At 63.9% G+C, this 22,443-nt stretch carries 18 protein-coding genes and 1 other RNA gene; 2 read left to right on the forward strand and 17 right to left on the reverse strand.

What is annotated here, in order from left to right:
* Nucleotides 1-377 precede the first annotated feature (377 nt).
* Together NQK35_RS05120 and NQK35_RS05125 are read left to right on the forward strand one after the other, a co-directional pair.
* On the forward strand, nt 378-842 hold the full coding sequence (locus tag NQK35_RS05120) for a hypothetical protein (protein ID WP_257114722.1): 465 nt from the start codon (nt 378-380) through the stop codon (nt 840-842).
* Complete coding sequence (locus tag NQK35_RS05125; RefSeq protein ID WP_257114723.1) at nt 826-1,956, forward strand: helix-turn-helix domain-containing protein; 1,131 nt, start codon at nt 826-828, stop codon at nt 1,954-1,956. The genes NQK35_RS05120 and NQK35_RS05125 overlap by 17 nt, the downstream gene beginning before the upstream one ends.
* A 1,546-nt stretch (nt 1,957-3,502) precedes the next feature.
* On the opposite strand, the gene NQK35_RS05130 is transcribed toward NQK35_RS05125, so the two are convergent.
* The 17 genes from NQK35_RS05130 to NQK35_RS05210 form a co-directional block, all read right to left on the reverse strand.
* Nucleotides 3,503-4,513 (reverse strand): LacI family DNA-binding transcriptional regulator, encoded by a 1,011-nt coding sequence (locus tag NQK35_RS05130; RefSeq protein ID WP_257114724.1) that lies wholly within the window; start codon nt 4,511-4,513, stop codon nt 3,503-3,505.
* 45 nt (nt 4,514-4,558) lie between these two features.
* Entirely contained in the window at nt 4,559-5,083 is a 525-nt protein-coding gene (locus NQK35_RS05135) for a 2'-5' RNA ligase family protein (protein WP_257114767.1), read from the reverse strand.
* Nucleotides 5,084-5,197: 114 nt separating this feature from the next.
* Entirely contained in the window at nt 5,198-6,331 is a 1,134-nt protein-coding gene (locus NQK35_RS05140) for an ABC transporter ATP-binding protein (RefSeq protein WP_257114725.1), read from the reverse strand.
* Nucleotides 6,328-8,016 carry an ABC transporter permease gene (locus NQK35_RS05145; protein WP_257114726.1) on the reverse strand — a complete coding sequence of 563 codons (1,689 nt, stop codon included), beginning with the start codon at nt 8,014-8,016 and terminating at the stop codon, nt 6,328-6,330. The genes NQK35_RS05140 and NQK35_RS05145 overlap by 4 nt, the downstream gene beginning before the upstream one ends.
* 82 nt (nt 8,017-8,098) lie before the next feature.
* A complete protein-coding gene (locus NQK35_RS05150) occupies nt 8,099-9,151 on the reverse strand; it encodes an ABC transporter substrate-binding protein (protein WP_257114727.1) in 1,053 nt (350 codons plus the stop codon).
* Between the two features lie 299 nt (nt 9,152-9,450).
* Nucleotides 9,451-9,829, reverse strand: a transfer-messenger RNA (tmRNA) gene (gene ssrA / locus NQK35_RS05155).
* Nucleotides 9,830-10,028: 199 nt separating this feature from the next.
* Nucleotides 10,029-12,233, reverse strand: coding sequence for a YhgE/Pip domain-containing protein (locus NQK35_RS05160; protein WP_257114728.1), 2,205 nt, complete (start codon nt 12,231-12,233; stop codon nt 10,029-10,031).
* Nucleotides 12,230-14,920: a YhgE/Pip domain-containing protein gene (locus NQK35_RS05165; RefSeq protein WP_257114730.1), complete on the reverse strand. Its 2,691-nt coding sequence runs from the start codon at nt 14,918-14,920 to the stop codon at nt 12,230-12,232. The genes NQK35_RS05160 and NQK35_RS05165 overlap by 4 nt, the downstream gene beginning before the upstream one ends.
* 18 nt (nt 14,921-14,938) lie before the next feature.
* Entirely contained in the window at nt 14,939-15,466 is a 528-nt protein-coding gene (smpB, locus tag NQK35_RS05170; RefSeq protein ID WP_009213416.1) for an SsrA-binding protein SmpB, read from the reverse strand.
* Between the two features lie 84 nt (nt 15,467-15,550).
* The gene (locus NQK35_RS05175; RefSeq protein WP_009213415.1) at nt 15,551-16,825 is read right to left on the reverse strand and encodes a peptidoglycan DD-metalloendopeptidase family protein; all 1,275 of its coding nucleotides are present in this window, start codon (nt 16,823-16,825) and stop codon (nt 15,551-15,553) included.
* Nucleotides 16,826-16,830: 5 nt separating this feature from the next.
* Nucleotides 16,831-17,745, reverse strand: a complete 915-nt coding sequence (gene ftsX / locus NQK35_RS05180) for a permease-like cell division protein FtsX (protein ID WP_257114731.1) — start codon at nt 17,743-17,745, stop codon at nt 16,831-16,833.
* Between the two features lie 4 nt (nt 17,746-17,749).
* Entirely contained in the window at nt 17,750-18,439 is a 690-nt protein-coding gene (gene ftsE, locus NQK35_RS05185; protein WP_009213413.1) for a cell division ATP-binding protein FtsE, read from the reverse strand.
* Nucleotides 18,440-18,557: 118 nt separating this feature from the next.
* On the reverse strand, nt 18,558-19,676 hold the full coding sequence (gene prfB, locus NQK35_RS05190) for a peptide chain release factor 2 (RefSeq protein ID WP_009213412.1): 1,119 nt from the start codon (nt 19,674-19,676) through the stop codon (nt 18,558-18,560).
* 134 nt (nt 19,677-19,810) lie between these two features.
* Entirely contained in the window at nt 19,811-21,172 is a 1,362-nt protein-coding gene (gene gdhA, locus NQK35_RS05195) for an NADP-specific glutamate dehydrogenase (protein ID WP_048740951.1), read from the reverse strand.
* A 73-nt stretch (nt 21,173-21,245) separates the two neighbouring features.
* Nucleotides 21,246-21,665 carry a hypothetical protein gene (locus NQK35_RS05200; protein WP_306456021.1) on the reverse strand — a complete coding sequence of 140 codons (420 nt, stop codon included), beginning with the start codon at nt 21,663-21,665 and terminating at the stop codon, nt 21,246-21,248.
* A gap of 10 nt (nt 21,666-21,675) precedes the next feature.
* A complete protein-coding gene (locus NQK35_RS05205) occupies nt 21,676-22,092 on the reverse strand; it encodes a hypothetical protein (RefSeq protein ID WP_048740947.1) in 417 nt (138 codons plus the stop codon).
* Nucleotides 22,089-22,436, reverse strand: coding sequence for a hypothetical protein (locus NQK35_RS05210; protein ID WP_009213408.1), 348 nt, complete (start codon nt 22,434-22,436; stop codon nt 22,089-22,091). The genes NQK35_RS05205 and NQK35_RS05210 overlap by 4 nt, the downstream gene beginning before the upstream one ends.
* Nucleotides 22,437-22,443 lie beyond the last annotated feature (7 nt).

The following is a 22,443-nucleotide window of genomic DNA, read 5'->3' on the forward strand; positions in this document are numbered from 1 at the left end:
TCACTCGAAACGATGTGGAGGCACAACGATGACCGCTCCTCGCGTTATCGACCCCGCTGGTGGGGCAGCAGGCGGCGATCGCCGCAGGGACGCGGGCGCATCCGGAAGTTGAGCACAAACGCGAGGAGGGGGTCTCGACCCACGGCGCAACGTGTATTTTTGACGCATAGTATTCCTCGTAGGCACGAGGAGGAATATTATGCCCAACAAGGACATGATTGCAGTTATCCAGCGCGCAGCCGAAGCTCTCTCCCCCGCCATGTGGTCCGCGCATGGGGCAGCGCTTCAGGACGCCGATTCACGTATGCGCGGCCTCGCGCACGAGAGATACCCTGCGCTGCGTCCGCTCGTCGCGCGCGAGTCTGCGTGAGCTCCTGATGGCCGATGAGATTCTTCCTCCGGGGTGGCGCATTGCCGGTAGGCCGCAGCAGATGGCGCAACTGATCATAGAGTCGGACGATGTCACTGCGCGATTCTTGAAGGAGTCGCCGACGGTTTTCCCCAGCGGGGTTCCAGCTGCGGGCAGGAATGGGGCACGACAGGCCTTTTGGCAACCCCCTCTCCTTGAGGTCGACAGCCCGATACCCCAGCTGAATCTTCTGCTCCTGTGGGACAACAACACCCCTGGCCGCGCGGATGACGGTTTCACCCTGCGCCTGGTTCACCCGAAGGGGCAAGGAAGGTACCTGGGTAAGACTCCTATCGATGCAAGCATTCCCCTGAGCGAGGACCTCAAGGGGTTGAAGTCTTTGCGGTTCACTGATGCGCAAGAGAACGCGCAGGAGGACTTCTTTGCGCAGATCGACGCCGACGAGGCTGAGGGACATGGCTTCGCGGGCTAACTACTACGGTGGGCGCCTGGGGGTTCTCCTTGCCCTGGAGGGGATAACGCAGGCACAGGTAGCCGAGCGGCTTGGAGTATCGCAGGGAGCTGTCTCGAAGGTCATCCACGGCGTATCACCGCTTTCCGAGGACCTGGCTGTTCGGCTCGCTGCTGAATTCACCGTTCCCCTCTCATTCTTTGCGCGCGCGCCGCGGGCATCAGACGCTGCTGCGGTGACGTTCCGCAAGAAGGCGTCGACGAGGGCCTTTGAGGAGCGTAGGATCGGGGCGCTCGCGCAGCTTGCGGGGGACCTGTGGCGCGCAGCGTCGCAGCGTTCGGGATACTATCCGTTCACACCTCCCGACGTGCTGGACATGGATGCGGACGATGCAGCCACGGCGGTCCGTGAGGCCGCAGGATTAGGAGCGGACGCCCCGGTCGCATCGATGACTCGCATGGTGGAGCGTATGGGTGTTGCGGTCGTCGCAAACCTGGACCCACAACGTTCCTATGGAACGACAATGGCGGGCGTATCGCGCCCCTCTGCCAGTGAGAATCGGCCCGTGATAGCAACCTTGGGGCCCGAGCGGGGCGACGTACAGCGCATGACGATCGCCCACGAGCTCGCTCATCTGCTCTTCGACCACGACCTGGCGACCCCTCCTCGTGCGAGGTCGCCACGTGAACGCATGGCCTTCGAATTCGCGGGAGCGCTCCTCCTGCCAGCGGCACCCATGCGCGCCTCAATTGGCGAGCGGTCGACGATTCCCGACTACATGCGCCTCAAGGCACGATTCGGGGTGTCACTCATGGCCATCGTGAAGCGCGCCGAAGGGCTACACCTGATCTCGCCCGGGCGCGCGAAGAGCATGTACGGACAGATCAACGCGCGCGGCTGGCGACTCGACGAACCCGTTGACGTCCCCGTCGAAAGGCCCTCACTCCTCACGCAGGCAACCGAACGCGCCTGGCCGGGCACCCCTCTCAAACGAGTCAGCGAAGCAACAGGCGTACCCACCACGCTTATCACCGCCTGGACAGGCACCAACTCCAACGCAGCCCACCAGCAGCAGGGCGCCGAGGTCATCAACCTCGCCGCTAGACGAGCACTGCTCTCAACTACCTCACGATGACCCACCCCACACCAAACTCCGACGAGACCCACATGGGCGCTCGCGGGAGTCTTTGTGCGCTGGGCGCATGAACAGTGCCCGTTTTAGGCGCGTTCTCGGCCCCTCAGGAGTGGCATTGTGTCTGGGCGCGGCACTACCAGGCCTCGACAACCCCGCCGGGCAGGTCGATCTCCTCGGCGATGAGAGCCGGGCCCGGCCCGACGAGACTGCCGGCGCGTGGGTACAGGCCCAGGGCAATGAACCAGCGGGCGACGCAGACACGACCTGCGCCGCAAACACCGCGATCGCGCCACCAGACGGAGCACGCGCATTCATTGCCGTGCCTCCACGCTCTCAATCTGAGGAATACACTCCACTGTTCACTCGGTGTTGTTCTCCAGCTTTGAGCCGCGAGGCGCACCGTACCGTGGACGGTACTCTCAGCGCAACCGTGCACCCTCCCACGCATCGGAGCGAACCAACACCACCGCCAAGCCAGCGAGTACCAGGCCGGGAACAAGCAACCACTCGGGCCAGCCCCCTTGGTTCTCGAGGCCGCGCATACCCAGCCCCTTCACAAGGCCGAACGCCAAGGCCAGGCCACCATTCAACGATCGTCACAGCCACAAAGACCGACGGGACGTGATATCCTTCTTCACGAGCAACCTTTTCGCCTGCTCTCGCGCCCCCGCGTTGCAAACGCTGGGGCGCATCTCTTTACCTTGTTCGCCGACGAACGTCATTCCTCGCGACGGCGTGGGCGGTCTACCAGGTGCTCGCCAGAATCCGAATCGGCGGGGTGAGTCTTCTCGAGCGGGTGCGGGTCGTGACTCCTGGCGGTCAGATCCGCGCTGGCATCTAGGGTGAGGCCGGGGGCGCGGTCAGGAGGGCGGCAGTGCCGCGGGTCCAACTCGATAACGTCGTCGGAGCGCTAAGCTCCAGCGCATCATCGAGGATCTTCTCTTGACGCTCCCGAAAGGGATGAGGCTTCTGCCCATCCCGGACCCTCCAAGCGAGATCATGTCCGACATCTGAGGAGGATACCAACGCGGCCCCGGCCACTGGAAGACATCTTCCGGCGGCCGGGGCCGTTTTGTTGTACCCACCGCGTACCCCAGCCGAGGCGGGCATCGCTGCTATTGCAGGCGATGAGTGGGAATCTGTGGAGCTCAGGGGGCACGTGTCGAACTCGTGCCGACTCGCGATCACCTTTTGTTGGTGGCCATGGCAGCGTGAGGCGCGCTCAACCTCCTCGTCGGGGTAGAGGGCAAGCATCCCAGAGATTTCCTCAACCACCTTTCCTGCTACGCGTCAACGACCGCAATATTGTGGTGGCACCTCCACGTTCCGGAAAAGGAAATGACGGGCAGCCCAGCGGATGGGAAATCGTCCGAACCGTTGATATTCCAGTCGAACTCCACTCCGGTACAAATACTGTGACCATCTCAGGGAACACCCCATGGGCTCCTGATATTGATCGAGTGATTGTTCGCTAGCGACGTCTGTGGGTGGAGGAGAAAGCTATAGATCCCCTCCACCCACAGTCCGTTTTCACGAGAAAAGATCCCTATTTGACCTCAGGAAGGCGCCCCAGAGTTCCTCCTTCGATGAACTCTCCGGGCACCAGAATCGAGGCGTTGCGCGCCTCGGAACCGGCTAGGCGTTCCTGCGCGAGCAGCACGGTCTGCCTCGCCAATTCACGCACCGGTTGCGCAACCGTCGTCAGGTTCAAAAGCGGTGAAGAATACGGACCGGTCGCGTCAAAGCCTGTCACCGACACCTGCTCCGGGCAGGCAATCCCTCGCGACGCCAAGTGTTCCAAAATTTTCACCGCAATCAGATCACTTCCCGTAATGACCGCAGTACACTCGGCATCAATCGCCCGGTCAATGCCGTCGAAAAGATCCTCACCGTAGTCGCTGTGAGACGTCACGATATGTGGCTGGACGCCGTCGACAACCAGCTGGGTAATGAAGGTTGCGGTACGGGCATGCAGGGTGGCCGCGAGAGGGTGGCTGGTGGCGGTGACAGCAACTTTCCGGTGTCCATAGGCCACAACTTTTTGTGCCAGCATCGCTTCATACGCGGGATCGATGCGCACGGAATCAAATTCAGGGCGGGTTTCCCCACAGCCGATAGTAATGAGCGGGACGAAGGAAGCCGCATACTGCATGGCCTCGTTCGATACTCGACCAGAAGCAACGATAACCACGCCCACCCCGTGTCCCACGAGGTTGTTAATGGCCTGCATCTGGCCTTCTTCGCTGTCGCCTCCGGCGGTAATCAGCAGTTCTAACCCGAGTTCGTCGGTGTGCGCTTGGAGTTCTTCTGCAACTTTCCCATAGAAGCTGTGTCCAATGTTGCGCACCAAAAGGCCGACAGTGGTGGTGCTGGAACTGGCGATCCCAGCAGCACCGAGGTTTCGCACATATCCGAGGCGGGCGGCAGCTTGGCGCACAGCGACGCGCGCTTGGGAACTGACGGCGGGATGCCCAGAAAGTGCGCGGCTGGCAGTCGCCTGCGACACTCCCGCTGCTTGAGCCACATCAATGATGCTGGCTCGTTTCTTTCTGGGCATCCTCGAACATCCGCCTTTCAGTGAGTGGTGGGGTATTCCCCGACGTCAGCGCGGGGTTCCGACCGTCCAAGTATATAGAGGACGGAAGGAAAAAATACCGGCCTCTTGGTCTTGATCGACTTCGACAAGAGCGATCTGTGAGCACTCCATCGAATTGTCGGTTTTCAGAGCGTGAAGAGCATCAGCAAGCGCCCGATCCTCTTCGCTACTCGTCCCCGCAACCGCATAGGCCAGGCTGAAATGGGGGCCAAACGGCGGATCCGTGAGCGCCTCCCCCAGCCCCGCGTCAACGATGCTGTCACGCACAGCGTCGATCAGCCTCGTAAATGAGGGGTTCTCTGGGGAAATCACTTCCACTGCCCGTTCCTGGACGGCCGGCGGAGCGAAGGTCAACGTGAAGGGGGCGATCTGCGCCATGCGACGATCCATCTGCGAGCGCAGTTTCTCCCATTGGGCGTCACTGATCTCGTCTCGATACAGATCGAGGCGTTGCACCGTCACGTGGATGCACTCCGGCGGTTGGATACCGATCTGTGGGAGCGCTGACAGGGGTTTTTCCGCCTCGCGCACCAAGTCCCACAGGGGGGAATCCTCGGGGGGCGCGAGGTAGAAGTGGAGCGCACCATTTCCTCGGCGCCACCGCGTATCCTCACGATCAAAAAAGCGTCGCATGGTTCCGACCTTTTATTTCTCCGAGGAATCCGCGGGAATCACCCACAGGGACTCGCGCGAGATCACACAGGTGACCTTCTCTCCGGCAGCATGAAGTTCATTCATGCCGTGAGAACGGCCTTCGAGGGTGCCCGCCGCGGTGTCCAGGACGTAGGTGTTGACCGAGCCGTCGAAGGCTGCGGAGCGCACTGTGGCTTCCAGAGCCACGTCTCTGCCCTCCCCTGCCTGCTCGTTCCCGGGTGCATCCAGGCCGACCGCGGTGTTTTCTGCTCGGACGACCAACTCCACGTGATCGCCAACACCAAGTCCGGGGACTCCCGCGGTGTCCAGATCACCCAGCGGGGTGGCCACCAGGTAGCGGTCGCCTCGTACCTCACTGACCGTGCCGGCCACGAAGGATGCAGTTCCCATGAAGGAGGCCACGAAGCGGTTCACCGGGCGATGGTAGATTTCACGCGGCTCCCCGACCTGCTCGATGGTGCCCGCGCTCATCACCACGATCATGTCGGACATGGTGAGAGCCTCGGACTGGTCGTGGGTCACGAAGATCGCGGTAAGTCCCAGACGCTGTTGGAGTGCACGGATTTCGCTGCGCATGCGCAGACGCAGGCGCGCATCCAGGTTCGAGAGGGGTTCGTCGAAGAGGATGATCTTCGGTTCCATGACGAGTGCTCGCGCCAGGGCAACGCGCTGCTGCTGGCCTCCGGACAGCTGATGCGGGTAGCGGTGAGCGTACTGTTCGATCCCCATGAGCGCCAGACCGTCAGCGATCCGCTGCTCACGTTCTGCGGCGGGGAGCTTCTGGTAGTTCAGACCGAATCCCACGTTGTCTTTCACCGTCAGGTGTGGGAAGAGCGCGTAGGACTGGAACACCATCGACATGGGGCGCTTTTCGGGCGGGACAGACACCAGGGACTGGCCGTCCAGGGTGATTTCGCCTTCCGTAACGTCCTCAAATCCGGCGATCATACGCAGGGTCGTGGTCTTCCCACAGCCGGACGGTCCCAGGAAGGTCACGAATTTTCCGGCCTCAATGTCGAGGTTGATGCTGTCAACAGCTCGGTGCTGCCCCTGCTTGGCATCGTAGATTTTGGTGACAGAGCGCAGCTGGAGTGCGCCTGCCTGCGTGTGGTGTTCAGTCGTCATTTCACTACCGTCCTGGTGGAGCGATTCAGTCGGTTAACAAGAAGGTTGGCGATCATCAAGATGATGAGCACGAGGCCGATGAGGAGGGTGCAGTAGGCGAAGGCGTGGCCGAAACGCCCGGCATCAACCTCGTCCAAGATCTGGGAGGTCATCACCTTGGTTTGAGGCGTCGTAATGAAGATGATCGCGGTGATCATGGTCATGGACTTGGTGATGCCGTAGGTGACGGCGGTGACGATGCCGGAACGCACCAGCGGAAGTGTCACTTTCACCAGGGTGGACACCTGGCTGGCTCCCAGGGATCGCGCGGCTTCTTCCACCTGCGGGTTGATCTGTTTGAGCGCGGAGATACAGGCCTGCTGGCCGGTGGGGATGGCGCGCGCAATGTAGACCAGGATGATGGCGATGGCGCCGCTTCCGACGGCCAAGCCACCTGCCAGAGTGGGCAGAATCTGTTTGCCGAACAGCCACGTGGGGTTGGAGTAGGCCAGGGCGAATCCCAGACCGAGGACGGTGCCGGGGATTGCTATACCGAGCATGCCCCAGAAATCCAAGATTTTACCGATCTTCGGGAACTTGCGGACGACCAACCACGCAATAATCAGCGCCATGACGGCTGCGATCGGAGCGGCGGCCAGGGTCATCGACAGCGTTGTGACAATTGCGGAGGATCCCAGGCGCTGGACGTACCAGAAGTGTTCCATCGTGAAGGTGTTGTCAACGCCGAGGATCTTGACGAAACTTCCCACGAAGAGCGTCATGTAGACGACGATGACGAAGACGATCCACCCGTAGACGGGGACGAGCATGGGGATCTTGACGCTGGACGCAGTGACCTCTTTGAGGGAGCCCACGGGCTTACCGGTCACGGTGATCACAGACTTACGGTTCGACCAGTATTTCTGAACGGCGAACACCGTGAGTGCGGGCAGGAGCAGCACCAGGGCAATTCCTGCGGCACTTGCGATGTCACCGCTTCCTGCGACGGCAAAGTAAATCTGACTGGCCAGGACTCGGAAGTCACCGCCCAGTACCAGGGGGTTTGCCAGGTCAGCGATGCCTTCAACGAAAAGCACAAGGAAGGAGGCCAGCATTGCGGGAACCACCATGGGGATGGTGACCTTCACCAGGGTACTCAGCGGCTGCGCTCCGAGGGTGGCGGATGCTTCGAACAGGGAGCTGTCGAAGTTTTCCATCATGCCGCGGATATTAAGGTAGGCCACGGGCGCGAAGGTCAGGGAGAGCACCATGACCAGACCCACCAGGCCGTAGATGTTGTTCTCGATGCCGAAGATTCCGTAGGTGATGATGCCGCGCTTACCGAACAGGGTGATGATGGCGGTGGCCGTCGCAAAGGGCGGGGAAATCGTGGGGAGGAGGGTCACCCAGTGCAGGAGCTTCTTCCCGGGGAAGGTGAGGAACACTTGGGCGAATGCGGTGACGAATCCGATGAAGGTTCCGACAATTCCGACGCACAGTCCCAGCACCAGGGTGTTCACCAGGGTGTCGACGTTGGCGCCGAAGGATTGGGTGATAGCTGCCAGCCCGCGTTCGGACACGCCGATACCGATGAGTCTGGCAACGGGGATTCCCAGGAGGAGAATCAGCCCGATAACGGTCACCGTGGTGATGAGGGCGACGGGGATGTCGAGCTGCCGACCTTTACGCAGCTGTGGAATGCTCATAGCTTGTCTCCAATGAAAACGGCAGGAGAGACGCACACGGGTTGCGCGAGTTCCTCAGTGGGTTCTCGCGCACCCCGTGGTCTCACTTGGCGGAGCTTGCTCCGGCGATCTGGCTTTCGAAGATGCCGATGTAGTTGGCGCGAGAGTCAGCTGCCTTGCGTACATCCCAGTCCACGTGCTTCACGACGTCCTGCTTGGGGACGTTCGGACCGACCTTGGCGTCAGGCAGGGTGGGTGCTGCGAAGGAGGGGACGTCCGCGTAGAGATCCTGAGCCTTGGTGGTCAGCAACCAGTCCATGTAGGCCTTGGCGCCTTCGGGGTTGCGTGCACCCGCGAGGACGGAGACTGCGCCCACTTCGTAGCCGGTGCCTTCCGAGGGGTAGGTGGTGACCAGGTCGGAATATCCGGCCTTGTTGGCCTTTTCGCAGTCGGAGTCGAGGGCGATGGCAACGGCCACCTCACCGCGTCCGGCCTGTTCGGTACCGGTTGCTGCGGACTTGGAGAACTGCATGATGCTGGGAACCAGTTCCTTGAAGTAGGAAATGGTCTTCTCCTGGTCGCCGTTGTTCAGGGTGGCGACGGTGTACATGGCCATGTAGCCAACGCCTGCGGTGGCAGGGTGCGGCATGGCAATGCGCCCCTTGAATTCGGGCTTGAGCAGGTCCTGCCAGGAGGTGGGAGCCTGTGCGCCGATGCGTTCGAGTTCCTTCTTGTTGGAGCAGAACGCAATGGAGTCGGTGTAGAAGCCGGACCAGATGCCTTCGGCGTTGTTGTACTGCGAGGGCAGTGCGGAGGCGTTCTTCGAGACGTACTTTTCGACCTTGCCCTTGTCGTTGGCGACGAGGTGGTTTTCGGCCTGGCCGCCGGACCAGACGTCGAATTCACCGGGGTTGGTTTCGAGGCGGGCGAGGACTTCGCCGGCACCCAGGCGAACGTATGTGGCCTTCTGACCGGTTTCCCTGGTGTAGGCGGTGACAATCGCCTGGCAGAAATCTTCCTGCTGGGAGCAGGCAATATTCAGGGTATCTGCCGAGGCGGAGCCTCCCTGGGTGCTCTGGCCTTCGGGGGCAGAGCAGGCGGCGAGAGAGAGTGCCAGGAGTGCGGCGGGGAGAGCAGCGTAGCGTGCGCGCATCATTGAGCCTTCCGTTGCAATATGTTGTCTATGCACAGTTCGGAGTTGTGGATACGTTTCCACACCGGAGATAGTAGAGCATTTGCGGCAATCTCGTCAAGAAATAGGGACTTGTCCCCCAAAGCTTCACCAAATCGTAATCTGCATACGTTTTCATACGGGAAGCAGATTCTCTGATGCCCTTTTCCGAAGAACTCTGGATTCATTCAGGACGCGTATATTCACGCGCGTATTCACACGCACATTGCGGCAATAGAAGAAAAGCGCCACAATCACTGAGATCCTCAGGATTGTGGCGGAGATTGTGGAGATGGGGGGAATCGAACCCCCGTCCAATAGCCGACCCCGAATTCTTCTCCGAGCGCAGTCTACGAGTGTATTTCTCGGCCCCCGGCATCCGCGTAGACTCACCGCCGGATGGGCTCAGTTGATTGAGTGTCGGAGCCGCCCCACCAACATGGGCGACACCCAGTGGCTCCCTAGACGACGCCAGACACCGGGCCGGAAGCAGCTCCCGGGCTGACGGACTAAAGGTTCAGGCTGCGATATCAGGCAGCGAGAACGTAGTCGGTGCGATTCTGTTCGGCACCTATTGGTTTGCACGCATCGTTAACGAGTTGAGCGCACGTCCTCGGCTCGCTTCACTTCGATCGACGACCACTGTCGAAACCGATCATCCCCTCTTGAGTTTTCAACTCACCGACGCTCAGCCATTCCGCAGACCGCCGGACACACCAGTATATGGCACCCCTCCCCCGCCGTCAAGGGCGACAAGCAGGGACGCGCCCGCTCTCTCGCCAGTGACGCGGGGAGGAGGGACACAGCTGTCGCTGTCCGGATCCCTCGCCGGAGAATTCGCGGCCCGAGGACGAGCCGTTCCCTAGAGGAGCTTCGTGGACTCCAGCTTCGCCACCATGCGCCGGTTGCTGCGCACCAGCAGCGGCCGCAACGCCAGCCCCAGGAACGCGGCGAACAGAATGAAGGAGGCGAGGAACCACATGGCGTCCCCGTACTCGTAGCCCGAATAGCCGGCGATCGAGGCCCGCAGCGCCGTGATCGCATGCGTCGCAGGCAGGAACGGTGAGATCGCGGAGAAAAACGACGGCAGGATCGCCAGTGGGAATGCTCCCCCGGCGCCCGAGATCTGCAGGACGAGGAGGAGCACCCCCAGCGCCTTGCCCGCGTTCCCTAACGTCGCGATGAACGTGTACATGAGGAAGGAGAACACGATGGCCGTCAGCCACAGGGTGCCCATGAAGTGCAGCGGGTGGACGTGCTGGACCTTCAGGAAGTACAGGTCACCCAGCCCCACGAGGGTCGCCTGGGCGAGCGCGATAGTCCCAAAGATCAGGTAGCGTCCCAGGTACCCGGCGGCCAGGCCGACGGGCTTGGCCGTGAGGGTCGCGCGCAGCGGATCCACCTCCGCCAGCCCCTCGACGACGTTGGAGTCCGTGACGTCCGAGCGCATGGACACGACCATGAGCACGGACCCGACCCACAGGGCCAGGATCGAGTACAGGGGTGCCATCTGGGAACCGAAGTTCGCGACCGGGTAGACCGGGGTCTTCTCCACGCCCACGGGGGCCGCGATGGCCGCCGCCAGGGCCTCGGGATTATTCCCGATGATCGTTCCCAGCGTCGTCAGGTCTCCCCCGGCAAGCACCTCGGAGATCGACGCGTGCAGGGAGTCAAGCTTGCCGGCTGCCTCGCGCAGGCTCGTGGCCGCGCCGGTCAGGTTCTCGCGCAGCAGGCTCAGGCCCGCACGCGCGCTTCCGCTCCCGTTCGAGGCGGTCGACGTCGCGCTCTCCAGGGACGTGCGGACGACACTCAGGGAGGACTGGGCCGAGGCCAGGGTGGAGGCCAGCGATTCGAGCTGAGGCCGCAGGTTGGTCTCGTAGTCGGAGGACAGGCCATCGACCGCGGAGCGCGCCTGGGCGATAAGACCGTTAACCGCGGCGTGCCCGGCCTGTGCGTTCGCCACCTTGGAGTCCACGTCAAGGGCGGCGGCACGCAGCCCGTTCGCGACTGCGGTCAGCCGATCCGAGGCGGCCTGCAGGCGGTCCAGCGAGGACTGGGAGACGGGCGAGCCTGGCAGAGACGCGAGCGTCGACTTGATCGACGCGAAGCTGCTCGCCTGCGCGTCCAACACGGAGGCCTGAGAGCGCAGCGTCGAGGCCGCATCCGACGCGCTCGTCGAGCCATTCGCGTACACGTTGTCGACGGCACCCGACAGGGAGTCCAGCGAGGACTGCGACGAGGAGATCGCGTCGGACACCGACGACACCGCCGCCGAAGCAGCAGACCCGAGTCCGCTGGCCCCAGCCTGGGCGCTCGAGACCGCGGACTGCGCGGAGCCCTTCGCGCTCCCCAGCCCATCCACGAGCGTCGTCGTCGAGTCGATGAGCGTCACCGAGGAGCCCACGAGCGACGCGTAGGCGTCCGCACTGTCCGCCGCCGTGCGCAGGCGCGAGGCAACCGTCTGCACGCGGTTGTCGAGCGCCGTCACCGTATTGACGGCCGTTGGCGAGGACAGCGCATTCCCGACCGACGTCGCCGTGTCGAAGGCGACCTCGGAGAGCGTCTGAACGAAGATCTGGTTGACCTGGGCGCTCACCGCCTCGGCGCCCTGGCCGGCGATCTTCGGCGAGATGCCGTTCTTCTTCTCGTTGACGTAGTAGGTCATCGGCGCGGAGGAGGCTCCCCCGTCGAAGAACGTGAGCATGTCCTGGGAGAAATCGGCGGGGATGACGATGGCCGCGTAGTACGCCCCCGAGCGCGTCCCCTCGATGGCCGCCTCCTGCGAGTCGATGACCCAGTCGAAGTTGTCGTTCTTGCGCAGCGCGGACACCACCGAGTCGCCGATGTTGATGTGCAGCGGCACCAGGTCCGACTTGTAGCCCGCGTCCGTGTTCGCGATCGCGATGCGCAGGCTCTTCGTGTTCCCGAACGGGTCCCACGACGCCGCCACGTTGAACCACGTGAACAGCGACGGGATGACGACCAGGCCGAAGACGACGACGCTCGCGATCAGGGAACGATGCGCGCGGCGCAGGTCGGCGCGGTAGATGGCCCAAATGGTCCTCACTGCTGCTCTCCCTTCGCCGCCTCCGACGCGTCGCCCGCGCCGTCCTCATCGCCGAGGCCGGGGTCGGCCTCGTCCGCGTCCTCTCCCCCGCGCTCACCGAGGGAGGAGGCCAGCGCCGCCGAGATCGACGCGCCCACGGCCGCAGCACCCCGCGCGATGCGCGAGCGCGCGCCCTGCACGCGGCGGGTGAGCAGCGAGCGCACGTCCCCCTCATCCATGGCGCCGAGGAGCTGCTGGCGCGCCAAGGCCTCGCGAACGTACTGGAGGCCGATCAGGAAGGTGATGACGAGAAGGACCCACACGATCCACGCGCCCAGCACGATCGGCACCTCCGCGACGTTCGCGACCGACAGGACGGCGAGCGCCACCGGGACGACAATGCCGACGACGATCGATACGCGGCGAATCCTCGGGTAGCGGCGCTCGAAGCGCGCGGCACGACCGCTGACCGAGCGCTGGAAGCCGTCGTGGTCCGCCAGGGCCGCCACGATCTGCGTCAGGCGGTAGCGGTTCGAGGGAACGCGCGTCGCCTCGGCCAGGAAGAGCCCGGAGGACGCCAGGTCGCGAGTCACCATCGCGTTCAAGTTCACCAGGAAAGGCCGCAGCGCGAGGCCAATCGCGAAAGCAAGCAGCGCCTCACCGCCGAGAACAGCCAAGCACAACAGGTAGGTGTGCCCATAGAACCCAGCCACGATCTCACGCAGCGCATTAATGCCGTAGGTGAAGGGAAATAGCGGGTGCAGGAACCGGAAGAAGGAGGGCAGCATCTCGACCGGGTACAGGCCCGCAGAGCCGGGAATCTGCACGACCATGATGATGACGCACAAGCCCTTGCCGATGTGCTGGAAGCACGTCGACAGCATGTAGATAATCGACACGAACACCAGCGAAATGATCACGGCTGTCCCCACGAACGCCGGGCGCGACACGGTCTGCACGCCGATGATGAGGTCACCGATCGACACGACGAGCGCCTGGATGAGGGCGAAGAAAGCGAGCAGCATCCACCGGCCCATGTACTTGGCTGCAGAGGAAGTGGGGCCGATCCCCTCTTCATCCACGTCAAGCTTGACAAGGAGGACAATCGAGAACGCGCCGATCCACAGGGCCAGGTTCGTAAACAGCGGAGCCATCGCGGAACCGTAGGCCGCGACCGGGTAGACGGCCTGCGTCTCGATCGTCGTCGGCGCGGCCATGAAAGAGGCGATCGACTCGGCGTTGACTCCCAGGGCGTTCGCCAGGTCGCGCAGCGTATTCGAGGAGGACAGCGCCGAGATGTCCGTCGCCACCGAGTCGAGGTCGGTCTTGATCGCGGCGACATTCGTCGAGCTGGTCTGGGTCGCCGTCTTCGCCCCGTCCAAGAGGGAATCGAGCTGGTCGAGCAGGCCCGACACCTGCTCGCGCTGACTGCGCAGCGTGTCCAGCGAGCCACGCATCGACGAGGACGCGCTCGAGAAATCGTCCAGCGCCGACGAAATCGCGGGTAGCTGGGAAGACACGCCGCTGCGAGCATTCGTCACCGAGGCCGACACAGCCGCGGACGCGTCGGAGGCTGACGTCAGCGCGTTCGTGATCGAGGTGGACGTGGCCGACAGGCCCGAGTTGAGGGTCGTCAGGTTGCCGAGGGCCGCAGACAGCGCCGCGTTCTGGTTCGTCAGGTCGGTCAGAGCCGTGCCCGCCGCAGGCAGGTTCCCGATCCCCAGAGCGTTCAGCTCCGCGAGCACCTCGCCCACCGAGTCGTTGATCGACGTGCCTTCGGCGAGCAGGCCGCCCACGCGTCCGGACGCGCCCTGCACCGCGCCGTCAAGGGTGCCCGCGTTCGCGGACACGCCCGCCAGGGCGCTCGCCGCGTTGGAGGACAGCCCGTCAAGGGCCCCGCCCATCTGGGTCGAGAACTGCGCCAGGGACGAGCGAGAATCGCTCACCAGCTGGTCCGCCTGGTCCAGTGATGCCGAGAGGTCAGAGGCCGCGGCGTCCAGCTCGCTCAGGGTCGTGCGCGCGGAGGCCACCGAGGCCTTCGCCACGTCGATCTTCTCCCCCATGCCACCCAGGGTTTGTGAGGCGCCGTCCAGCTTGGCCGAGGCCTCGGACACGGACGCGGATACGTCCGAACGTTTCTGGTCAGCGGTGGTCGCGATACTCACCCCGGCCTCGGACGCCTTCTCCGACAAAATCTTGGCCACCGTCGACACGAACGCCGAGTTGATCTGGCGGTCCAAAGCCGTCGCGCCCGCCCCCGTGATCTTCGGCGCGACGGCATTGTTCTTCTCGTTGACGTAGTACGCGATGTTCGGTTTCACGTAGCTGCCGTCCACGATTCCCGTCAGGTCGCGCGAAAAGGACGCTGGGATGATGAAAGCCGCGTAGGAATCACCGCGCTCCACCTCGGCTCGCGCCTCGTCGGCGCTGACGAAATGCCACCCCAGCTGGGTGTTGTCTGCCAGCTTGGACTCCAGCATCGCGCCGACATTCACCGTGCCCAGCCGCTCCTTGGTAGCTCCCTCGTCCTCGTTGGCCACCGCCACGCGGATGTGCGAGGTCTGAGAGTAGGGATCCCAGAAACCAGCGATGTTGAACCACGCGTAGAGCGCGGGAACAAACGCCATGCCGATGATGACAATCCAGGCGGCCGGTACGCTCACCAGCCGGACAAGATCACGACGAAATATCCTCACGGAACCTCGCACGAGGTCGCCTTCTTTCCCTTACCTGCGAGCCTGCTTCACATAGCGGCGGATCGCGCGCTCGGCCTCGCGCTGATCCTGCTTCTCACGCAGCGCCTGTCGCTTGTCCCACTCCTGCTTGCCCTTGGCCAGGGCGATCTCCACCTTCACGCGCCCACCGATGAAGTACAGCTCCAGCGGGACAATCGTGTAGCCCTTGGCGGACACCCGGTCGGCCATGCGGTCGATCTCAGCCCGGTGAAGGAGCAGCTTACGCTTGCGCGTCGGGGCGTGATTCGTCCACGACCCCTGGGAATACAGGGGGATGTTCGCGCCGTAGAGCCAGGCCTCTCCACCGTTGATCTCCACCCACGCATCGACCAGGGAGGCCCGTCCCATGCGCAGAGCCTTGACCTCGGTGCCCATGAGGGACAGGCCCGCCTCCCACGTGTCCTCGATCGTGTAGTCGTGGCGCGCCTTCTTGTTGCGGGCGATCGTCTTCTTCGCGTCGGAGGCCGCCTTCGCGCGCTGGCCCTCCGTGGGCTTGGGCTTCTTCCATTCCTTCGGCATGCCTGCCTCCCTTCGACGATGCTCCCCGGCCGCAAGGACTGACCCCCGCAGCGAAAACGCTACGGGGGTCAATCCTAACGCGGATTACAGGTAATCCATGGGTTCAACGTAGCTTCCGTTCTGAAGAACACCAAAGTGCAGGTGGCAGCCGGTGGCGTATCCGGTGGAACCGACCTCCCCCAGGGCATCCCCGGCGTTGACATACTGCCCCGGCGAGACATACTGCGCCTGCATGTGCAGGTACTCCGTGATCACCGAGTTCCCGCCCACGATACCGTGGTTGATATCCACGTAGTTGCCCGCCGACACGTCCGCAGACACCGCGTTGACGTAGCCCGAGGCGACCGCGCGAATGACCGTGCCGCAGTCGGCGGCCATGTCGGTTCCCGAGTGGCCCTTCATGATGCCCAGCACCGGGTGGTAGCGCATCCCGAACGGGCTGGTCACAACGATCGGAATGTCCAGCGGGTTGCGGAAGCCGGAGGAGGAGACGTAGCTGGTGCCGGAGGCCCGGTTGGCCGCGTCGATGGCGGCCAACTCGGCGCTTCGCGCCTGGTAGTCGGCCTCGGCCTGACTCAGCGAGGCCTCGACCTGTCCCTTCTGAGCGTCCCACTCCGCTTGCTTCGCGGTGGCCTGCTCCTTGAGGCCATTGAGCTCGGTGAGCTTGGCGTCGGCCTCATCCTTGGCGCTCTGGGCCTCGGCCTCCGCCTGCGCCGCCTTCTCCTCCAGCTCGGCAATGCGGCCCGTGATCGCGCTCTGGCGCGTGGCCCGAGTGCGCTGCGACGAGGACACGTCAAGCGCTGCCGTCATGGTCTGGCTCTCGGTGCGCAGCGCCATGTCGGCCGCCGCCGCTCGCTCCGTGATCGACTGAGTTCCACCGGCCGTGAGGGCGACGGCAACCGGGTCGATGTTCCCCTCCCGGTACTTGCGACGAACCAGGTCAGCGATCGCCCGCTGCGCGTCGTTGGCCTGCGCGCTCGCCTGCGTCAGAGACTCGTCGATTCGTCCCTGCTCGCCCTGAGCGGCATTCAGCTCCCCCAGGATCGTGGCGTGCTCCCGGGACTTAGCGTCGTAGGTCGCGGCCGCAGCATCGTAGGCAGCCTGAGCAACTGGGATCTGCCCGTTGAGGGCCTGTAGGTCGATGAAAACCTGGGCGAGCGAGGCATCGATCCCCTCCAGCTGAGACTGGAGGGCATTCACCGTGGCTTCGGCCTCCGCGGCGGCCGTCGCGGCCGCATCACGATCTCCGTCCGCCAGGGCGGGAGCGGCCTGAGTCATCGCCGCGAAGGAGCACGCTGCCACGACCAGCGCACCAACTCGCAGGACGCGCCTTCTACTTCTCATCACGGAAAGAACCATGGCAATCACGCCTTCGTGTACTTGGCCAGCGAGAACGCCGAGGCCACGACCGCCAGGGCAACGGCAGCCAGGACAAGGATCGGCGTCATGATCGCCACCTCGCCCATGCCGATGAAGTTCGTCCACTTGAAGGATGGCGCCATCCACCCCTGAACGACGACATGCACACCGGCGAAAAGGGTTCCGATGGCGAAAACCGCGCCGACAAGCGCAGCGAGCGCACCCTCGATCATGAACGGAGCCTGAATAAACAGGTTGGAGGCACCCACGTATCGCATGATCTGGGTCTCCTGCTCGCGGCTCATCGCGCTCAGGCGGATCGTCGTCGAAATCAGCAGGATCGCTGCGACGACCATGATCGCGCCCAGCCCCAGGGCGGCAGTACGCGCCGCACCGAGGACGCGGAAGAGAGGCTCGACAACCTCGCGCTGATCGCGCACCTCCGACACGCCTGGCGTGCCCGAGAACTCCTCCTTGATGACGGAATACTGTTCCGGATTGACCAGCTTGATGCGGAACGCAAACTGAAGCATGTCCGGACTCGTCCACTGCTTGAGGGTGCCGTTGCCGTTGAGGCGCTGGAAGTTGTCGTAGGCTTCTTCCTTTGTTTCCTCGTAGACGTGGGCGACATACTCGGTCATCTCCGACGAGGCCAGCTTCTGACGTACCGCGTCGATCTGCGCCTCGGTTGCTTCCGTCGCGTTGCAGTTGGGTGCCGCGTCGTTGCTCGCGCACATGTAGACGGTGACCTCGATCTTGTCGTACCACTCCGACTTCATCTTGGACACCTGCATCTGGGTCAAGCCCGCGATGCCCACGAACAGCAGCGACACGAAGGTCACGATGATGACGGCCACGCTCATCGCCCTGTTGCGCGACAGGCCCTTGCCGACCTCGGACAGAATAAAACGAAGCTTCACTGGCTTACCTCCCCGCCCCGTAGACGCCGCGGTTTTGATCACGCACGACGTCACCGGCCTCAAGTTCGATGACGCGCTTGCGCATCTGATTAACAATGTCGGCATCGTGGGTCGCCATCACAACCGTCGTGCCGGTACGGTTGATTCGATCCAGGAGACGCATGATGCCCAACGACGTTTCGGGGTCCAGGTTTCCGGTGGGCTCATCGGCGAGGAGTAGCTCAGGGCGATTGACCATGGCGCGCGCGATCGCCACGCGCTGTTCCTCGCCGCCGGAGAGCTCGTGCGGAAGTCGGGATTCCTTCCCCGACAGTCCCACCAGTTCCAGCGCGTCGGGAACGGCTGTCTCGATCGCATGGCGCGGCTTGCCTATCACCTGCATGGCCAACGCCACGTTCTCGTACACGGTCTTGGAGGGCAGCAGGCGGAAGTCCTGGAAGACCGTGCCGATCTGGCGGCGCAGCTTCGGCACCGCCCACGTCGACAGCTTCGACACGTCCTTGCCGAGCACCCACACCTTGCCGCTGGTCGCCTTCATCTCTCGCATGACGAGTTGAAGGAAGGTGGACTTGCCGGAACCCGACTTGCCGACGAGGAACACGAACTCTTCGCGCTCCACCTCCAGCGAGACGTGGTCCAGCGCGGGCTGGGCACCTGGCGTGTACACCATGGTGACATCATCAAAACGAATCATGGGACCATCCGATCGAAGGGCAATAGTCCCATTTAGATTAGGTAACAATCATGTCACGAGCCGGTTGCGACACGCAGAAAAGCCTCGGTGTGGCACGGGCACACCGAGGAGCGATCGGTCAGTCGGCGGCGTTCTGTTCGTTCTTGCGCCAACGAATCCCCGCGTTGATGAAGCCGTCAATGTCTCCGTCGAACACCGACTGTGGGTTGCCCGACTCGAATTCTGTTCGCAGGTCCTTGACCATCTGATACGGCTGCAGCACGTAGGAGCGCATCTGGTCTCCCCACGAGGCCTTGACATCGCCGGCAAGTTCCTTCTTCTTGGCCTGCTCCTCCTCGTGGCGCAGGACGAGGAGGCGCGACTGAAGAACTCGCAGGGCGGCCGCACGGTTCTGGATCTGAGACTTCTCGTCCTGCATCGACACGACAATCCCCGTCGGGATGTGCGTCATGCGCACGGCGGAGTCCGTCGTGTTCACCGACTGGCCGCCCGGCCCGGAGGAGCGGAAGACGTCGACCTTGAGTTCCGACTCGGGAATCTCGATGTGGTCGGTTGTTTCGATCAGGGGGATCACCTCGACGGCGGCGAAGGAGGTCTGGCGGCGACCCTGGTTATCGAAGGGGCTGATACGCACCAGGCGGTGCGTGCCGGCCTCGACGGACAGCGTCCCGTAGGCGTAGGGTGCCTGAACCTCAAAGGTCGCGGACTTGAGCCCGGCCTCTTCGGCGTAGGAGGTGTCCATCACCTTCGTGGGGTATCCGTGGCGCTCGGCCCAGCGCAGGTACATGCGCAGCAAAATCTCCGCAAAGTCCGCCGCGTCCACGCCGCCCGCGCCGCTTCGGATGGTGATGACCGCGTTGCGTTCGTCGTACTCCCCATCCAGGAGGGTGCGGATCTCGAGGTCACCCAGGTCCTTGCGCAGCTTCTCCAGGTCTCCCTCGGCTTCGGCGAGAATCTCAGCGCCCTCGTCAGGGTCTTCGGCAGCCATCTCGACCATGGCTTCGAGGTCGTCGATGCGCTCGCTCATCTGCGTGATACGGTCCAGCTCGCTCTGACGGTGGCTCAGCGCGCTCGTGACCTCCTGGGCGGCGCTCGGGTCGTCCCACAGGTCGGGCGCGGCCGCCTTCTCGTTCAGCTCGGCGATCTGCTCGCGCAGCTTGTCCGGCTGCACGACGGCGACGATGTTGTCCATCGTGGTGCGCAGGGACGGGATCTCTTCAGAAAATTCAATGGCCACACACACAGGGTAGCCGATCGACGCTGAAGCGAGGGGCGTGAAAGCTCGCGGGGGTGTCGGGCGTTACTCGCTCAGCTCACGATGACGGCGAGTCCCGACGCCCGGCGGCGTCGGGACTCGCCGATGACATACACTCAGATGAGTCCCATCGCGATCATCGCGTCGGCAACCTTGCGGAAGCCCGCCAGGTTTGCTCCGGCCACGTAGTCTCCGGGAACGCCGTACTCCTCGGCCGTGGCCACGGTGTTGGCGTGGATATCGACCATGATCTGATGCAGCTTCGCGTCGGTCTCAGCAAAGGGCCACTGGGTGCGGCCCGAGTTCTGCTGCATCTCCAGGCCCGAGGTGGCCACGCCACCCGCGTTGGACGCCTTGCCCGGAGCGTAGGCAACGCCCGCCTCCTGCAGGGCCTCGATCGCCTCGGGGGTGGTCGGCATGTTCGCACCCTCCGCGACCAGCTGCACGCCGTTCTTGATCAGCGAGCGGACGCCCGAGAGGGGAAGCTCGTTCTGGGTCGCGCACGGCAGGGCAACATCGCAGGGAACATCCCAGATCACGCCCGAGGCCACGAACGTGGCGCCGGGACGCTCGGCGGCGTAGTCGGAGACGCGGCCACGACGCACCTCCTTGATGTCCTTGAGCAACTCGACGTCAATGCCCGCCTCGTCGAGGACATACCCCGAAGAGTCGGAGACGGCCACGACGGTGGCACCCAGCTGCTGAGCCTTCTCGGTGGCATAGATCGCGACGTTGCCGGATCCCGACACGACGACGCGCTTGCCCTCGAAGCTCGTTCCCTTGGCCGCGAGCATCTCGGCCGCGAAGTACACGAGGCCGTAACCCGTGGCCTCGGTACGCACGAAGGACCCGCCCCAGGTGAGCCCCTTGCCGGTGAGCACGCCGGCATCGAAGCGGTTCTTCAGCCGCTTGTACTGGCCGAACATGTAGCCGATTTCGCGTCCACCCACGCCGATGTCGCCTGCGGGAACGTCGGTGTCGGGACCGATGTGGCGCGACAGCTCGGTCATGAAGGACTGGCAGAAGCGCATGACCTCGGCGTCGGACTTACCCTTGGGGTCGAAGTCCGATCCCCCCTTGCCTCCGCCCATGGGCAGGCCTGTCAGGGCGTTCTTGAAGATTTGCTCGAAGCCCAGGAACTTGATGATCGACAGGTTGACGGAGGGATGGAAACGCAGACCACCCTTGTAGGGGCCGAGCGCCGAGTTGAACTCCACACGGAACCCGCGGTTGACGTGGATGGCTCCGCGGTCATCCGCCCACGGGACACGGAAGAGGATCTGGCGTTCGGGCTCGATAATGCGGTCGAGGACCGACAGGTCGGCGTACTCGGGGTGACGCTGCGCGAGAGGCGCGATCGTCAGGAGGACCTCGTAGACGGCCTGGTGGAACTCCGCCTGAGCGGGGTCACGCCGAAGAACGGACTCGAAAACGGATGCCAACGCGGGGGAAAGTCGAGATGTATCAAAGCTGCTCATGACCCAAAGTTTACGGATCGTTTACCGATCATCCGCTCTTTATCCCACATTGTGACCGTCGCACACGACACCTTTAGGGGGTGTCGGAGACCCCGCGCACCCGCGCGCTTGAGATCCTCGTCAGCTCCGGAACGACGACCCTACCCAGCGCCGGCGGCACGAAAGATACGCTCGGACGGGCGCGAACGGCAACCTCCACCTCCGTGCGATCCGCCTCCACCCAGTCGACCACGACACCGTCGCCAACACGACACGTGGAGGACGCCAGCTCCTCACGCGCGACATCGACCCGCGACCGAGCCACCTCCTCGTTGATACCCGTCTCCTGCCCCGAGTACAGCGGTGAGAGCGGCGCTCCCGCAACCGACGCCCCGGCCAGGGCGTCGGCGCACGCAACGAGCCTACGGTCCTGCATCGCGACCTCCGTCAGCGCCGCGCCCACGACCATGAGCAGGCACACGAAGGCGCACCCGGCGACGACGAGGATTCCCACGCGCCCGTCCTCACCCACCGGGCACCACCTCGCGCACGGGCGCGCGGGCACTCGAGGTGACCCCCACCCCGATGCTCCCCAGCCACCGGGGGAGAAAGGGCAGAGGCACGGTCACGGAGACGCTCACCTGCACCACCCCCTGCTCCGCACCGCACCCCGGGCACTCGGCGAGCATCTCGGCGGGGGCGTTAACCCCGAAGTCCTCAACGATGAGGGACACGGCGCGCCGGGCATCGTCCTCGCGATCACGATCCTCCGCCAGGATTCGGGCCGCCTCGCGCGCCCCCGAGTCCACGGCCATCGCGCCCGCACTCACCGCGCCGACCGCGAGCACGACGTAGAGCAGCGGGATCACGAGCACCACCACGACACCCAGGAATTCCACGGTCGCGTCCCCGCGCTCGCTCCCATCCCGAGTCTCGTTCATGGCCCCTCCACGAGGCTGCGTCCCCGGACCGTGAGCCACCGAGGTCCCAGACCGCCGACCAACGGCAGGCGCGTGCGCACGGTCACGACGAGGATGTCCGCGCCGTCCTCGTGCTCGCGTCCGACCTCGATCTGGTAATCCCGCGCCCCGCCGACAAGCGAGTCCAAGAGCTCACTCGTGCGTGCGCGAGCCTCCTCTTGATCACCCCCAAGGAGGCCTCCCCTGCGCGCCCCCTCCGACGCGGCGCTCACGCTCATCGTTCGCACGTAGGAGGCGAAGGCCACCTGTGTGAGCAGGAGGATGACGAGCACCGCGAGTCCCTGAACGAGCACGGTGGAGGCCACCTGCGAG

The sequence above is a fragment of the Schaalia odontolytica genome (assembly GCF_024584435.1).
Classification (GTDB): Bacteria; Actinomycetota; Actinomycetes; order Actinomycetales; family Actinomycetaceae; genus Pauljensenia.

Bases quoted from the DNA above. Each gene is read 5' to 3' on its own strand.
- NQK35_RS05120 (WP_257114722.1), top strand. From the start codon at position 378: ATGGCCGATGAGATTCTTCCTCCGGGGTGGCGCATTGCCGGTAGGCCG.
- NQK35_RS05125 (WP_257114723.1), top strand. From the start codon at position 826: ATGGCTTCGCGGGCTAACTACTACGGTGGGCGCCTGGGGGTTCTCCTT.
- NQK35_RS05130 (WP_257114724.1), bottom strand. From the start codon at position 4,513: ATGCCCAGAAAGAAACGAGCCAGCATCATTGATGTGGCTCAAGCAGCG.
- NQK35_RS05140 (WP_257114725.1), bottom strand. From the start codon at position 6,331: ATGACGACTGAACACCACACGCAGGCAGGCGCACTCCAGCTGCGCTCT.
- NQK35_RS05145 (WP_257114726.1), bottom strand. From the start codon at position 8,016: ATGAGCATTCCACAGCTGCGTAAAGGTCGGCAGCTCGACATCCCCGTC.
- NQK35_RS05150 (WP_257114727.1), bottom strand. From the start codon at position 9,151: ATGATGCGCGCACGCTACGCTGCTCTCCCCGCCGCACTCCTGGCACTC.
- smpB (WP_009213416.1), bottom strand. From the start codon at position 15,466: ATGCCGAAGGAATGGAAGAAGCCCAAGCCCACGGAGGGCCAGCGCGCG.
- NQK35_RS05175 (WP_009213415.1), bottom strand. From the start codon at position 16,825: ATGGTTCTTTCCGTGATGAGAAGTAGAAGGCGCGTCCTGCGAGTTGGT.
- ftsE (WP_009213413.1), bottom strand. From the start codon at position 18,439: ATGATTCGTTTTGATGATGTCACCATGGTGTACACGCCAGGTGCCCAG.
- gdhA (WP_048740951.1), bottom strand. From the start codon at position 21,172: ATGAGCAGCTTTGATACATCTCGACTTTCCCCCGCGTTGGCATCCGTT.
- NQK35_RS05205 (WP_048740947.1), bottom strand. From the start codon at position 22,092: ATGAACGAGACTCGGGATGGGAGCGAGCGCGGGGACGCGACCGTGGAA.